The 15,267-nt window shown below is 43.5% G+C and carries 16 protein-coding genes and 1 other annotated feature; of the genes, 14 read left to right on the forward strand and 2 right to left on the reverse strand.

Features of this window, described 5'->3' with window-relative positions; translation table 11 throughout:
- Positions 1-97 precede the first annotated feature (97 nt).
- From ACTHRG_RS13490 to pheA, 10 genes are all read left to right on the forward strand, one after another.
- Positions 98-874, forward strand: coding sequence for a M23 family metallopeptidase (locus ACTHRG_RS13490; protein WP_076257364.1), 777 nt, complete (start codon positions 98-100; stop codon positions 872-874).
- Positions 867-1,733, forward strand: a complete 867-nt coding sequence (locus ACTHRG_RS13495; protein WP_061791436.1) for a M50 family metallopeptidase — start codon at positions 867-869, stop codon at positions 1,731-1,733. Before ACTHRG_RS13490 ends, ACTHRG_RS13495 begins: the two co-directional genes overlap by 8 nt.
- 54 nt (positions 1,734-1,787) lie before the next feature.
- Entirely contained in the window at positions 1,788-3,242 is a 1,455-nt protein-coding gene (locus ACTHRG_RS13500) for an Rne/Rng family ribonuclease (RefSeq protein WP_440231337.1), read from the forward strand.
- Positions 3,243-3,601: 359 nt separating this feature from the next.
- Positions 3,602-3,681, forward strand: a sequence feature (ribosomal protein L21 leader region).
- Positions 3,682-3,694: 13 nt separating this feature from the next.
- Positions 3,695-4,003: a 50S ribosomal protein L21 gene (rplU, locus tag ACTHRG_RS13505; RefSeq protein WP_095245084.1), complete on the forward strand. Its 309-nt coding sequence runs from the start codon at positions 3,695-3,697 to the stop codon at positions 4,001-4,003.
- A 14-nt stretch (positions 4,004-4,017) separates the two neighbouring features.
- Entirely contained in the window at positions 4,018-4,356 is a 339-nt protein-coding gene (locus ACTHRG_RS13510) for a ribosomal-processing cysteine protease Prp (RefSeq protein WP_197199140.1), read from the forward strand.
- On the forward strand, positions 4,357-4,650 hold the full coding sequence (gene rpmA / locus ACTHRG_RS13515) for a 50S ribosomal protein L27 (protein ID WP_009333115.1): 294 nt from the start codon (positions 4,357-4,359) through the stop codon (positions 4,648-4,650). It begins immediately after the preceding gene.
- A 238-nt stretch (positions 4,651-4,888) separates the two neighbouring features.
- Positions 4,889-5,440 (forward strand): sporulation initiation phosphotransferase B, encoded by a 552-nt coding sequence (locus ACTHRG_RS13520; RefSeq protein WP_076257368.1) that lies wholly within the window; start codon positions 4,889-4,891, stop codon positions 5,438-5,440.
- A gap of 142 nt (positions 5,441-5,582) precedes the next feature.
- Positions 5,583-6,875 carry a GTPase ObgE gene (gene obgE, locus ACTHRG_RS13525; protein ID WP_440231338.1) on the forward strand — a complete coding sequence of 431 codons (1,293 nt, stop codon included), beginning with the start codon at positions 5,583-5,585 and terminating at the stop codon, positions 6,873-6,875.
- Between the two features lie 25 nt (positions 6,876-6,900).
- On the forward strand, positions 6,901-7,356 hold the full coding sequence (locus ACTHRG_RS13530) for an ACT domain-containing protein (RefSeq protein WP_053434259.1): 456 nt from the start codon (positions 6,901-6,903) through the stop codon (positions 7,354-7,356).
- A 132-nt stretch (positions 7,357-7,488) separates the two neighbouring features.
- Entirely contained in the window at positions 7,489-8,367 is an 879-nt protein-coding gene (gene pheA, locus ACTHRG_RS13535; protein ID WP_440231339.1) for a prephenate dehydratase, read from the forward strand.
- A 49-nt stretch (positions 8,368-8,416) separates the two neighbouring features.
- Here pheA and ACTHRG_RS13540 read toward each other — a convergent pair whose 3' ends face one another.
- Together ACTHRG_RS13540 and ACTHRG_RS13545 are read right to left on the reverse strand one after the other, a co-directional pair.
- A complete protein-coding gene (locus ACTHRG_RS13540) occupies positions 8,417-8,959 on the reverse strand; it encodes a transcription repressor NadR (RefSeq protein WP_440231340.1) in 543 nt (180 codons plus the stop codon).
- 63 nt (positions 8,960-9,022) lie between these two features.
- Positions 9,023-10,174 carry an IscS subfamily cysteine desulfurase gene (locus ACTHRG_RS13545; RefSeq protein WP_440231341.1) on the reverse strand — a complete coding sequence of 384 codons (1,152 nt, stop codon included), beginning with the start codon at positions 10,172-10,174 and terminating at the stop codon, positions 9,023-9,025.
- 133 nt (positions 10,175-10,307) lie between these two features.
- Here ACTHRG_RS13545 and nadB point away from each other — a divergent pair, with 133 nt between their 5' ends.
- The 4 genes from nadB to safA form a co-directional block, all read left to right on the forward strand.
- A complete protein-coding gene (gene nadB / locus ACTHRG_RS13550; protein WP_076257372.1) occupies positions 10,308-11,885 on the forward strand; it encodes an L-aspartate oxidase in 1,578 nt (525 codons plus the stop codon).
- Positions 11,854-12,690, forward strand: a complete 837-nt coding sequence (gene nadC / locus ACTHRG_RS13555) for a carboxylating nicotinate-nucleotide diphosphorylase (RefSeq protein ID WP_076257373.1) — start codon at positions 11,854-11,856, stop codon at positions 12,688-12,690. The genes nadB and nadC overlap by 32 nt, the downstream gene beginning before the upstream one ends.
- Positions 12,691-12,716: 26 nt before the next feature.
- Complete coding sequence (nadA, locus tag ACTHRG_RS13560) at positions 12,717-13,823, forward strand: quinolinate synthase NadA (RefSeq protein ID WP_076257374.1); 1,107 nt, start codon at positions 12,717-12,719, stop codon at positions 13,821-13,823.
- Positions 13,824-14,251: 428 nt separating this feature from the next.
- Positions 14,252-15,267, forward strand: a 1,016-nt coding sequence (gene safA / locus ACTHRG_RS13565) for a SafA/ExsA family spore coat assembly protein (RefSeq protein ID WP_440231342.1), incomplete at its 3' end; no start/stop codon positions are given.

A 15,267-nucleotide genomic window follows, 5' to 3' on the forward strand; every position in this document is an offset into this window, starting at 1 on the left:
TTTATTTTTTTATTCAGGACACCACTTCAAGTCATACTCTATTTGGACAACTCATAAACTTGTACAAATAGAGTTATATAGAAATGGTGGGGATATCATGAATTCAAGAGCGGATGAAATACGCAAGAGAATCGAGCGGAGAAAAAAGGACAAAGAAAGATTCTCGAAAAAGAAAGACTCAACGGTTCTGTGGACAGAAGACGAAGAGCGGTACGGGTTTAATAAGCTGCCCTCATACGAAAGCAAGCTTGAAGAGGGACACCACCCTTTATTTCGCAAAGAACTATTTTTTTTCAAATTGCTTGCTTCTGCCTGTGTTTTTTTATTCGCTGCCATTCTTTTTAAAAACCAGGCAGCGACTTTTGATCCTGCAAGAGATTTTGTAAAGACAGCAATGGAGAAGGATTTTCAATTCGCCGCTGTTTCCGGCTGGTATGAAGAACAATTTGGTAAACCGCTTGCTCTGCTGCCATTTTCAGATGGCAAAAGTGATGAGAAGAACGTTGAAGAAAACAGCGAATATGCATTGCCTGCTTCTGCAAAGATCCTGGAAGAATTTGATGACAATGGACAGAGGATAACAATCGAAACAGGAAAGGAAGCTTCCATTGAAGCAATGAGTGAAGGGCTTGTGCGGTTTGCCGGAAAGAAGGATGGTTTCGGAAATACGGTCATTATTCAGCATGGTGATAAAAGTGAGTCCTGGTATGGCAATTTGGCTGAAATTAATGTGAATTTATATCAATACGTCGAAAAAGGAACAGGTATTGGTACGGCGGGTGACGCCGGTAATGCTGAAAAAGGCTCTTTTTATTTCGCGATTAAAAAAGATGATGATTTTATAGATCCGATCCAGGTGATCCCATTTGAATAAAATAACAGGGTTAATTACACATATTCATATACATCCTTTGTTATGGGCGATTATCGGACTGTCTGTTGCGACTGCTCATTTTATGGAATTATGCATGCTGCTGTTGATTATCTTTGTTCATGAAATGGGCCATGCCGCTGCTGCATCCTTCTATTCCTGGAGAATAAAAAAGATTGCCCTCCTGCCATTTGGCGGTGTAGCGGAAATGGATGAACACGGGAACCGGCCGCTGAAAGAGGAGATTATAGTCATTATAGCAGGGCCGCTTCAGCATATATGGATGATGGGGGCGGCGCTGTTATTTTATGAGCTTTCCTGGCTGTCTGCTGATATCTTTCATCTGTTTATTCAATTTAATTTAATGATATTAATCTTTAACCTGCTCCCTGTCTGGCCATTGGATGGAGGAAAGCTTGTTTTCTTATGGCTTTCTCTTAATCAGGCATTTCCGGAAGCGCACAGAAAAACACTTTTCATTTCGGCTGCGGGTCTAATCAGTTTTATTATACTAACTTTGCTGACCTCTCCGGTTAACTTGAATATCTGGGTAATCCTCGCTTTTTTGGTGTTTTCGCTATATCATGAATGGAAGCAGAGCCGGTTCGTGTTTATCCGTTTTCTTCTCGAAAGGTATTATGGGAAGCACAGCGACTTTCGGACATTGAAGCCAATCGTTGTCCGGGAAGAGGAATTGGTTATTGACGTGCTGGAAAGATTTCAGCGAGGATGCAAGCACCCCATCATTGTTGAAAAGGACGGGAAAGAAAAGGGTGCATTAGATGAAAATGAACTGCTGCATGCATGCTTTGCGGAAAAAGTGCTGACAGCTAAAATAGGAGATTTGCTTTATGTTTACTGAAGAGCAAATTTTGATTAACATGAATAAATAATGTTTTAAAGTGAGGAAATCGTTTTGGATAAGTTAGTTGTAAATTATGCATCAAGAGAGCGCCGATTTGTGCATTTAAAAGATAATAGAGTCGAAAAGCTATTTATTGACCAGCCGAAGCATCGTTCAGCAGTTGGGGATATATACTTGGGCACCGTTGCAAAAGTAATGCCTGGATTGAATGCAGCTTTTGTAGAGATAGGTGAAGATCAAAGCGGATTCCTTCACCGGGACAAACTGGCATCTTATGTTTGTTCTGCCGAGGATTTGCAAGTGAAGGAAAAACGGAGCATTTCTTCTTTTGTCCATCAGGGAGAAAGGATACTTGTTCAAGTTGAAAAGGACGCTGCGGGCACGAAAGGACCAAGATTGTCTGGTTTAATTGAATTTTCAGGAGAGTCACTGATATATATGCCAAACGGCCGTTATGTTGCTGTTTCCAAGAAAATTGAGGATAGTAAAGCAAGAGAAAACTGGCGTCAATTTGGCTATCGTGCTAAAGAAGAGAATGAAGGTCTGATTTTCAGAACATCCTGCGTCAGCAGGAAAGAGTATGAGCTAATGGATGAACTGGAGAAGCTCAGGCTGGAGTACAGTGACCTTTTAAGGGAAGCGGAAATGAAAAAGAAGCCGGGAAAAGTGTATGAAGCGGATTCTTTTATTAAGGAAATTATCGAAGAGGCGAAGAAAATGGCTGACGGTGAAATCGCTGTGGACGATTTATCACTGAAGAATGTGCTCGTGAAAAACACGGACCTGCCAGTTCAGCTGTATACGGGCAAGAAAAATATCTTTTCTGCTTTTAATGCCGAAGCTGAAATTGATAAGGCGCTGAAACGAATTGTCTGGCTTGAAAATGGGGCATATCTTATTTTTGATGAAGCAGAAGCTTTAACAGTCATCGATGTCAATACCGGGAAGTTCGCCGGTAAACAGGACCGCAGGGACACTGTGCTAAAAACCAATGAAATGGCGGCGGAAGAAGCTGCAAGACAGATCAGGCTCCGTGATATTGGCGGCATGATCCTAATCGATTTTATTGATATGAAAGAAGCATCCGACAGGAAACATATTCTTGCCATAATGGAAAACGCGCTGAAAAAAGATGAAAGACGCACGAATCTTGTTGGATTCTCCCCTCTAGGGATCCTTCAGATGACCCGCAAGAAAACGAGACCGGCCATTTCAGAATCACTTACTGAAAGGTGCCAAGTATGCGAGGGCACCGGAAGAGTGCTGAGTGCTGAGACCATTGCCTTCAGGCTGGAAAGAGAACTGTGGGAACATCGGGGCAATGACCATGAAGCTGTCCTGATCGAAACCACCACAGACACAGCAGCGGTATTCTCAGGGGAAGATGATGACCACAAAAAAAGAATCGAAGACAGCATTGGCTTAAAAATTATTTTTTCCATTAAGGAAAATAGCAGGCCGTTTTATGAAATCCGAAAGTTTGGCAGTGCTAATGAGCTCGGATAGTTCAAAGCAGGCTGGGTTAAGCGACCCGCCTGCTTTTTTTACAGATAAGAAAGTATAACTTTGACTTCGATAACTGTCTAGCGCAAGCAGCCTGCCCCCTCGAGGTGAGGCCCGCAGGATGCGGGTCATGCAGACGTTGCCACAGGACGTGGCGATCTTAGTCTGCGTTCCTTCGTGACCAAGGCGCTTGCGCTTTTCTTAGTGCAGTATTTCCCACTTCCCTAATAGCCCCATTAGCATTATAATTGTATAGGCACGCAAAATAGTTACTTTAAGGTGCAAACAAAGAGAATCATATAATTCTTATTGACATGATAAATCATTATATGATAGGATTTTTATGTTATGTTTGTAGCGCACCCGTGCTACAACCGCACAGAACAGGTACATAAGCCCGCATTTCGTGTCGGCGCCTGGGATGGCGAGTCTTAGTCTAAGAGGAGGTGCAGTTCATGTACGCGATTATCGAAACTGGCGGAAAGCAATTACGTGTAGAAGAAGGTCAAGCTATCTACATCGAAAAGCTTAACGCTGAAGCAGGCGAAACAGTTACTTTTGGAAAGGTTCTTTTCGTTGGCGGAGACAGCGTAAAAGTAGGAAGCCCTGTAGTTGAAGGTGCTACTGTTACAGCTAAAGTTGAAAAACAAGGCCGTCAAAAGAAAATCACTGTATTCAAATACAAAGCGAAGAAAAACTATCGTAAGAAGCAAGGTCATCGTCAGCCTTATACTAAAGTTGTGATTGAAAAGATCAACGCTTAATCAGGCGATTTAAGATGATTGAAGTTACGATTATTCGTAAAGATTCCGGAAATATTCACTCGTTTGAAATAAGCGGTCATGCATTCTTCGCAAACAGAGGCAAGGATATTGTCTGTGCAGGCGTATCTGCCGTTTCCATCGGTGCCATTAATGCTGTCCATGCCCTAACCGGCGTGACACCAGAGATCAGCCATGGAGAAGGTTTTCTCCGCTGTGTTCTTCCTGATCTTCAGGATGACATGAATGAGAAAGTGCAGCTTCTGCTAGAAGGCATGGTTGTTTCATTGCAGACGATTGAAGAAGACTACGGAAAGTATATACAAATTACCTTCAAAAAGCAGGAGGTGGAATAAATGCTATTAAAATTAGATCTTCAGTTGTTCGCTTCTAAAAAGGGAGTAGGTTCTACAAAGAACGGCCGTGATTCAATCTCTAAGCGTCTTGGCGCTAAGCGTGCGGACGGACAATTCGTTACTGGCGGCTCAATCCTGTACCGTCAGCGCGGTACTAAGATCTACCCAGGTGTAAACGTGGGTAAAGGCGGCGATGATACACTATTCGCGAAAGTTGACGGTGTTGTTAAATTCGAGCGTCTTGGACGTGACCGCAAGCAAGTGAGCGTATATCCTGCAGCTCAAGAGGCGTAAGCCTTTTCGAGAAAACCCTAGCCCCACAAGGTTAGGGTTTTCTTTTTTTGGCAAAAAACCCGCTGGTGCACTTCAAATATTATCTGATGAATTTATAGCAGCTGAAGACTGCAGCTCTTCATCGCATAAGCAATATTTTCTTATTTATCATAAATTTGCTTACTGTACCTATGTTTTTTGATATACTTACAGCAAGCACAGTCTTCTGACAGCCTAATAACCATACAGGAGTGCATATATGGAAAAAGACTGGAATATGATTGAAGTGCTGCGTCATGCCCGGCATGACTGGCTGAATAAAATACAATTAATTAAAGGCAACCTTTCCCTTAATAAGATAGACAGGGCTAAGGAAATCATAGATGAAATTGTGGTGGAAGCACAGCAGGAGGCAAGACTTTCGAATTTGAATCTTCCTGGTTTTGCTTCGCTTTTATTAACTTATAATTGGGAGAACCACTACTTTCTGCTTGAATATGAGGTGCTCGATGATCCCATTGCCGGACGGTTGGATGATTCTGTCCTTTCTGAGTGGACAGGCTCTTTTTTGGCCATTTTGGACTCATCAGTAAAGCCTTACCATGATAATCATTTATCTGTATCCATCAGGCATGAAAAAGAAGGAGCTCGTTTCTTTTTTGATTTTAGCGGAATACTAACAGATATGGATCAATTGGAGAAGTTCTTTAAAAAGAAGAACACTGTCATAACGGCTGCTGTTCAGGAATTAGCTGAAGAGGAGCTTGCACTGGAATTATTTGTGCCATTCATTGCGAATGGCAGAGAGTGATTTCCGTCAAAAAAAGCAATACTAAGTGTGAAACTCTGCAGGCTGGGCACTTCTTAAGTGAAAGAAGCGGATCCGGTCAGTGCCGGTAATCTGGCTGAATGCCAGACAATCGGGACATACTGCAGACGGGAGGAATTTATATATGTTTGTCGATCAAGTCAAAGTTTATGTTAAAGGCGGGGACGGGGGCAACGGAATGGTTGCTTTCCGCCGGGAAAAATATGTGCCGAACGGAGGCCCGGCCGGCGGAGATGGCGGCAAGGGTGCCAATGTTGTTTTTGAAGTGAATGAAGGGTTGCGCACGTTAATGGATTTCCGTTATCAGCGCCACTTTAAAGCTCCCCGCGGTGAGCACGGCATGTCCAAGAACCAGCATGGAAGAAATTCAAAAGACATGATTGTTAAAGTACCGCCGGGAACAGTCGTAACAGATGCTGAGTCAGGGGAAGTAATCGCAGATCTGACTGAGCACGGGCAAAGAGCCGTCATAGCACGCGGAGGCCGCGGAGGCAGGGGTAATACCCGATTTGCGACACCTGCTAACCCTGCTCCTGAATTGTCCGAACATGGCGAACCAGGCCAGGAACGGGATGTTGTGCTGGAGCTCAAGCTTTTAGCGGATGTTGGTTTAGTAGGCTTTCCAAGCGTCGGAAAATCGACTTTGCTATCCGTTGTATCATCGGCAAGACCGAAGATTGCAGAATACCACTTTACGACAATTGCTCCGAATCTGGGAATGGTTGAGACTGAAGATGGACGCAGCTTTGTTATGGCAGACTTGCCTGGATTAATTGAAGGCGCCCATTCGGGAGTAGGACTTGGCCATCAGTTTTTGCGGCATATTGAAAGAACAAGGGTTATTGTTCATGTTATCGATATGGCTGCTGTTGAGGGCAGAGATCCTTTTGAAGACTATCTAACGATCAATAAAGAATTAAAAGAATATAACCTGCGTCTCACAGAAAGGCCACAAATCATTGTGGCTAATAAAATGGACATGCCTGATGCAGAGGAAAATCTAAAAAAATTCAAGGAACAGCTTGATGAAGATTATCCGATTTTCCCGATATCCGCTTTAACAAGACAAGGGTTAAGAGATTTATTATTTGCCGTTGCAGATAAGGTTGAAGAAACCCCTGAATTCCCGCTGTCACATGAAGAAGAGGAAGATACAGGTGTCCACCGCGTTCTTTACAAGCATGAAGCTGAACATACGGAATTTGTCATTACTAGAGATCCTGCAGGAGTGTTCGTTGTATCAGGCGATGCTATTGAGAAACTCTTTAAGATGACTGACTTCTCAAGAGATGAATCTGTCCGCAGGTTTGCCAGACAGCTGCGCGGAATGGGTGTGGATGATGCTCTTCGTGAAAAAGGAGCAAAAGACGGTGATACCGTTAAGCTGCTTGATTATGAATTCGAGTTTATTGACTAACCTTCTCGATTGACGGGGTGGAGAAATGAGAAAAGATAGATTCGATAAGAAATTTTATTTGGTTCGCGAAGATGTTTTGCCTGAAGCCATGAAGAAAACGTTGGATGCGAAGGAAATGATCGAAAGGGGAAAAGCCGAATCGGTTTGGGATGCTGTCCAGAAAGTTGATTTGAGCAGAAGTGCTTTTTATAAATATAGAGACACTGTGTTCCCTTTTCATACTGTTGTTAAAGAACGGCTGATCACTTTATTCTTTCACCTGGAAGACAGGTCCGGGACTTTATCACATTTATTGGGCGTTGTGGCTTCATCGGGGTGCAATGTCTTAACCATTCACCAGACCATTCCCCTTCAGGGAAGGGCAAATGTCACGCTTTCCCTGAATGTAACTGAAATGGGCATCGAGATTGAGGAACTATTGGCAAGGCTTCGAAAATTGGAGTTTGTAGAAAAAGTAGAGGTGCTGGGAACGGGTGCATGAAAAAATGTGCTCTGTACCCTGCCCTTTTTTCATTTTTCATTTTGCAAATCACATACATATGTTAAAGTAATAAAGTATAAAGAAAATTTTCAGTGATTTATAATAAGTCTGAATAGTAAGGAGGTAATTACCGTGAAGTTAGGATTTTTAGGACCTAAAGCCACTTTTACAGATATTGCAGCCAGGAGCTTGTTCCCTAATGAGACAGCCGTTGCCTACCCAACAATACCTGCCTGTTTTGATGCTTTAAATGAGAATGAAATAAAGCTGGCGGTAGTTCCTCTTGAAAACGCATTGGAAGGCTCAGTGAACATTACATTGGACTATTTAATCCATGAAGTAGATTTTCCGATTATCGGCGAACTGACAGCTCCAATTCGCCAGCATTTTATGGTTCATCCAGCTCATGTTAAGGAGTGGGATAAAACAGATGTGGTTTATAGTCATTCCCATGCAATTGCACAATGCCATAAATTTCTGCATAAAGAGCTGAAAGGTATCCCTTGTGAAAGCACTGCTTCCACCGCAGCCGCAGCTCAATTTGTAAAAGAAAATCCAGACATGCGGGCTGGCGCAATAGCTAATGAATTAGCTGCAGAAGTATATGGATTGGCGATCGTTAGAGAAGATATCCATGATTTTGATTATAACCATACAAAGTTCATTGTTTTAGCCAATAAAGAACTGTCAATCAGCGAAGACCGCAAGGAATTTGCAGGGCACAAGACGACTGTTATGGTGACGCTGCCGGCTGACCGATCAGGGGCTCTTCATCAGGTGCTTTCAGCATTTGCCTGGAGGAAGCTCAACTTGACTAAGATTGAATCAAGGCCGATGAAAACTGGATTAGGGAATTATTTCTTTATCATTGATGTGGATATGAAACTGGATGACGTCCTGATCCCTGGGGCAGCAGCTGAATTGGAGGCATTGGGCTGCAGTGTTAAGGTTTTGGGCAGCTATCCGTATTTTCAGCTTCGGAATAAGAACAGCAGAGTTCTGCAGGAATAAACAAAAAGGATCCGGCAAATACATATCCGGGTCCTTTTTGTATTTAGAGCTATTCCAGGTTAATAAGAAATCCCGCTTCTTTTAATAATTTCTCAGCTTCATCGAGTTTCCGTTCTGAGGCTGCAGATAGAGTATGGAGGTGGATGCCGTCTGTTAATTCTGATAAGAAAGCAGCCTTTGTGGAAGTAATTTTATCCATAAATTGCTTGACTTCCTGGCGGGTAGATACCATAACCGATGCTGTTAAGTCACCATAGACGGGATGTTCAATTCTTACATCTTTTACAGTAACTCCATGATCGACAAGCAGATTCAATTCCTCTTCAGTCCTCACGGGGTCATGATGACAGGCAATGACCCGCTCCGCTGCTGATGCAGGAGAAGCCTGATGAAGATACATATAACCCTGGCTCGTGGCAATGATTGGCTCTTTTCTTGCTTTTAAAAGGGTGATATCCCCAACAATTACCTGTCTGCTTACATTTGTTTTTGCTGCAAGCTCGCCTCCTGTAATGGGCTGCCCGCTTTCTTTCAGCAGCTGAAGCAGAAAGGTCCTCCGCTCTTCTCCGAGCACCTTTTTTTGTACATTCATATTTTCTCACCCTTATAATCCGATAATGTCTCATTCTAACATAAGGAACGGCAGAAGAAAAAATTAGAGCGGTACAAGTTCCCTGGCCATGATAGCAAGCTTTTCCCCCAATGCCTTGGCGTCCTCAGCAGATGTATTCCATCCGAAAGAAATCCTGATAAATTCTTTGCCTTTTTTATCTGCAACCCCCAGTGCCTCCATCGTTTTAGAAACTGTTTGCAGGCCTGTACTGCATGCACTTCCAGTAGATATGGCAAATCCAAGCCTATTGCATTCGAGCATGATGTATTGACCTTCCACCCCTTTTAGCCGAAGTCCCAAAGTAGATGAAAGCTGGTAAGAGCCTGAAAAATCGTATATTATGAATTTCTCCTGTGCAGGTTCAAGTTCCTTCAGGAGTATTTCTCGCAGCATTTGGAAATGGCTGTTATGCTTGCTCAAATTAATATAAGCTTTTTGAGCAGCCACTGTCATCCCGACAATCCCCGGAAGATTTACAGTGCCAGGCCTGAATCCCTTTTCATGTGAAATTCCGGGTAAGAAGGAGCTCCACCGCATGCCTGGTTTTAAGTAAACCCCTCCGACCCCTTTTGGCCCGTAAAATTTATGTGCAGAAAAGGACAGGCTATCAGCGCAGCGGGCGACTTCTTTTAAATCTGATTTGCCAAACGTATGGACACAATCACTATGCAGCATTATTTGTCTTTCCCTGCAGAGCTCGCTGATCTCAAGGAGAGGCTGCAATGTTCCGATTTCAGAATTACCGTGCTGTATGGTAACTAAGACGGTGTCATCCCTGATGGCGGAACTTAATTTTTTCAGGTCTATACGGCCATCTGAGCCAAAGGGAATTTTTGTAATTTCATAACCTTTCTCAAGGCGCAATTTTTCTAAAACACTATGAATGGATGAATGTTCCGCGATTCCAGTTATGATATGTTTTCCTGATTTTTCAGAGGCAGACAGCAACGCAGCTATTGCAAGAAAATTGCTTTCCGTACCTCCGCTGGTAAAAAAGATTCCTTCACTCTTAACGCCTAAAATGCCTGCCAATTCCATCCTGCAATTTTCAAGAAGCCCTTCTGCTGCGCTCCCGGTATCGTGAAGGCTGCGGGAATTGCCAAAGTATTCAGTTGAGGCTTTTATATAGGCATCTGCCGCTTCCTTGTCAAGCGGACAAGATGCTGCGTAATCGAAATATTTAATGTTCCCCACCTGCTTTCTCTTCTTAATTAAATCGTTCAAAAAGTCAGAAGTTCCTCTTAAACTATGAAAATCTCTTGTCATAATTCTAAATCTGTGTAAATATAGGTGTCAAGACACCTGTAAAAACAGGAGGTAAAAAATAATGAATGCCGACGTTTTAATTATTGGAAGCGGGGTAGCCGCTCTGCAGTTGGCAAAGAAGCTGCGCCAGGACTTGAATGTGATTATTCTCACAAAGTCGACTGTGAAAAATGGAAACTCATATATGGCGCAGGGCGGTATTGCTGCTGCCCTGGGGGAAAATGATCACCCATCAAAGCACTACATGGATACACTCGAAGCAGGAAGGTTTCATAATGATTCTGATGCAGTGCTGTCCCTGACCAGTGAGGCGCCATCCCTTATAAAAGAGCTGAATCAGGAGGGATGCCTGTTTGATATGGATTCTGATGGATCCATTGCGTTAGGAAGGGAAGGGGCTCATTCAGAAAATAGAATTGTTCATGGGGGAGGAGACAGCACAGGAAAAACAGTCATCGATTTTATGCTGTTAAAGCAAAATCCCAACGTTCGAATCTTAGAGGATATTCTTGTATTCCAATTGCTCATAAAAGACGGCAGGTGTATAGGGATAAAAGGAAAAGACTCTGCTGGTGCTATTCATCGATTCTTTTCCTCTCATGTTGTGCTCGCTACGGGGGGCTGCGGCCAGCTGTATGAATATACCTCCAATGCCGACACCGTAACTGGGGATGGGATTGCCTTAGCATACAGGGCCGGGGCAGAGATAGCAGATATGGAGTTCATCCAATTTCACCCCACACTTCTTTATAAAGATGGCAAAGCATTGGGACTGATTTCTGAAGCTGTAAGGGGAGAGGGCGGCCGTCTTATTACAGAAGACGGCCAGCCTTTAATGAAAGGTCTTCACCCACAGGGTGATTTAGCGCCAAGACATATAGTGTCGCAGGCCATCTATCATTCGCTGGAGAAGGGGAAAAGCGTGTTCCTGGATATCTCTTCAATTGAAAACTTTAAATCCCGATTTCCGACCATAACAAAATTATGTGAAGAAAACGGTGTAGATTTAGGTCTTGGGAAAATTCCTGTTTCTCCCGGCAGTCATTTTTTAATGGGGGGAATAAAAACTGATTTATTGGGCCGTACCAGCATTCCCGGCCTGTATGCAATTGGTGAAGCTGCCTGCACAGGTATACATGGTGCTAACCGGCTTGCAAGCAATTCCCTGCTGGAAGGACTGTATTGTGGCATGAGGCTTGCGGAGTGGCTAGATAAACAGCCTTATAGTAAACCTGCTGAAGAACAGCAAAGTCATAACCCTGAACTAAGGCGGCCATTTAAAGAAGATTTGCCTTCCGTTGAAGAAATTAAAATGAACATGATGAAAAATGCCGGGATTGTCAAAACGAAGAAAGGGCTTTTCGCTCAGATGGCCTGGCTCGAAGGCTGCAATATTGAAGAATGGATAAAAGCAGATCTTGAACCTTTTTCAATAGAGGAAATAACCCGGGCTTTTATGCTGATTGCAGCCTATCTGATCACAGACTCTGCATTAAGGCGAACAGAGAGCCGGGGTGGTCATTTCCGGCAGGATTATCCTTTCGAAAGCCCGGAATGGCTTGGAAAAAGGATTATTCACTGCCGAAAAGCTGAAAGGAATGGTGAAAATGAACAAATTAAAGCTGCGATTGCAACTTGAACAATATTTTCTCGAGGACATTGGTGACCGCGACCTGACAAGTGAACTTATTTTTGGAGAGGGCCAGATAGGAAAAGTCATTTTTCTGGCAAAAGACAATGGGATTTTTTGCGGTGAAGAAATAGTCAGGTCAGGATTTAAGGTGCTGAATCCTGCGGCTGAAGTCAATATAAAAGTAAAGGACGGAGAATGGATCGAGAAAGGTCAAATCCTTGCTGAAGTCTCAGGGCCAGTATCGGATTTATTAAAAGGAGAAAGAGTTATTTTGAATCTGGTCCAAAGAATGAGCGGAATAGCAACAAAAACAAATGAGGCTGTCCGGGTTCTTAACAGTTCACACACAAAAATCTGTGATACAAGAAAAACTACTCCAGGACTGAGAATGCTTGAAAAATATGCAGTCAGGTCCGGAGGGGGATTTAATCATCGATATGGCCTCTATGATGCAGTCATGATTAAAGACAACCATATTTCTTTTGCCGGCTCAATTGCGAAAGCTGTGGAAGAATTGCGTTCAAAAATAGGGCATATGGTTAAAGTCGAAGTCGAAACGGAAACAAAAGAACAAGTCCTGGAAGCAGCTGAGGCAGGTGCAGATGTAATCATGTTTGATAACAGGAGTCCTGAAGAGATAAAAGAGTGGATCAGAAGCGTGCCGAATGGGATAGTGACTGAAGCCTCCGGAGGAATAACCCTCGATAACCTGCAGGCTTACAGCGATACAGGAGTTGATTTCATTTCCCTCGGCTTTCTTACCCATTCTGTGAAATCACTTGATATAAGCGTGAAGGTTATTGTGGAATAAATTGTTGACAAAGGGGTTTGGGGCATATGAATATTTTTCAGACAGCAGAAAAACAAGCAAATATCCTACCGGAAAAATATCGGATGATGACTGTGAAGGAACTGGAGGATCGGGCAAGAGAGATAAAAAATAAGTTTGGGAATAAGCTGTTCATTCCGGGTCATCATTATCAGAAGGATGAGGTCATCCAATTTGCGGACGCTACAGGTGATTCACTCAAGCTTGCACAGCTTTCACAGGAAAATACCGAGGCAGAATATATTGTATTTTGCGGAGTGCACTTTATGGCTGAAACGGCGGATATATTAACATCTCCACATCAAAAGGTGATTTTGCCTGATATGCGTGCAGGCTGTTCCATGGCTGATATGGCTGATATCAGCCAAACAGAAAGAGCCTGGACGAAGCTGCAGAATATGTTTGGCGATACTATGCTTCCTCTAACATATGTAAACTCTACTGCGTCCATAAAGGCTTTTGTTGGCCGTTACGGGGGAGCGACAGTTACTTCTTCGAATGCTGAAAAAATGGTGAGCTGGGCCTTTGAGCAGAAGCCGAGAATTCTTTTTCTGCCTGATCAGCATCTTGGAAGAAATACAGCATATAACCTGGGGATAGCCCTTGAAGAAATGGCTGTTTGGAACCCTATTACAGATCAGCTGGAACATGAAGGGCAGCTGGAGGACATAAAAGTGATTCTTTGGAAAGGACATTGTTCTGTTCATGAAAACTTTACTATAGAAAATGTCCAAGAGGTTCGCGAACAATATCCCGATATGAAAATCATTGTCCATCCCGAATGCAGGAGAGAAGTGGTGGAGCTTTCCGATATGGCAGGGTCAACCAATTACATTATCGAAGCAATTGAACACTCAGAGCCTGGATCTTCCTGGGCGATCGGTACAGAGATGAATTTAGTTAAAAGGATTATCGCACGGCATCGGGATAAGAAAATTATCTCACTTAACCCGCATATGTGTCCTTGCCTGACCATGAATCGAATCGATTTGCCGCACCTGGTTTGGTCTCTTGAAGCAATCGGGGAGGGTGAAAGCCAAAATCTGATTCAGGTTGAAGAACCAACTGCGGCATATGCTAAACTGGCACTTGGCAGGATGCTTGAACGTCCATAAATGCGGCAAAAAGTTTTCAGGCTGCTAAAATTGAAAAATAGCCCGCAGGGTAAAATATACTTCGCGGAAGCTATGCCGGAATAAAAAAATTCTCCACTTCAGGAGGATTTTTTTATTGCCTTAATGCCCATTGCTGTGATTGGTCTCTGAATGAAACGATGAATCATAATTCCCGGAAAAAAAGCATATCTTTTTGTGTAGATTGTTAGCAATTTGCCCAATCCTTCATACACTATATGGACTCATCGAGATTAACGGGCACTAATCTGCACCTTTCACATAAATGGATGAAATGCCCGTAAATGCTGATTAGGGCACAGACTGAGAAAGCCGCGCCTGCGGCACATTCTGTGTGACCCACATCATGTGGACCTAAGGCCAGCCATCACAGATGGAAGCATCACCTTAAGCATAGGAGGGAATTCAGAGTGAAAATCCATATCGTACAGAAAGGGGATACTCTTTGGAAGATTGCCAAAAAGTACGGCGTGAATTTTGAAGAGCTGAAAAAGATGAATACACAGCTCAGCAACCCTGATATGATTATGCCCGGTATGAAAATAAAAGTTCCTGCAAGTGGAGGCTCTATAAAAAAAGAAGCTCCTATTGGAGGAAAACCGGAAGCAAAAATAAATTTGGGTGCCAAAAAGGAAATGCCAAAAGCAGAACAGCCTTTTGCCAAAGAGAAACCTATTACCATGCCGAAAGCTGAAGCACCAAAAAAGGAAATGCCAAAAGTAACGGCACCGAAGGTTGAAATTCCGAAAGAAGTGCCTAAGACTGCACCAAAAGCAGAGGCCCCGAAGGAAGTTCCAAAAAAACCTTATAAGCCCAAAATGCCAACACCTATTATGCCGGAAATTGATATAAATAATTATTACATGATGAATATTCAGCAGCCGGCACCGCAGCAAAAGCCGCTGCCGGCAAAAGAGGTTAAGCCGCAGCAACAGAAACCTCTGCCTGCAAAAGAAGTTAAAGCAAAGGAAAAACCAGTGAAGCCTGCAGAAACAAAACCGCAGCAAAAACCATTGCCAATTTCAGAATCTAAGCCGCAGCCCCAGCTCCCGCCTAAACCAGTTAATATCCTTCCGCAGGTAAAGCCGTCATCAAATCAAGAAAGCCCAGAATCGCCTGAAAGCGAATCATCTATTTATACACATCAAGGAGGTCAATATCAGCCGATGTTTCCTTATAATCCATGTTACCCGCAAATGCCATTCCCACAAGTACAGGGAGCAATGATGCCGCAGATGCCGCACCAGATGCCACAGGTACAGGGAGCAATGATGCCGCAAATGCCGCACCAGATGCCACAGGTACAAGGGGCGATGATGCCGCAGATGCCCCACCAAATGCCGCAGGTGCAGGGAGCAATGATGCCGCAGATGCCGCACCAGATGCCGCAGGTACAGGGAGCAATGATGCCGCAGATGCCGCACCA

It is taken from the genome of Cytobacillus sp. SAFR-174 (assembly GCF_051964675.1).
Lineage (GTDB): Bacteria > Bacillota > Bacilli > Bacillales > Cytobacillaceae > Cytobacillus.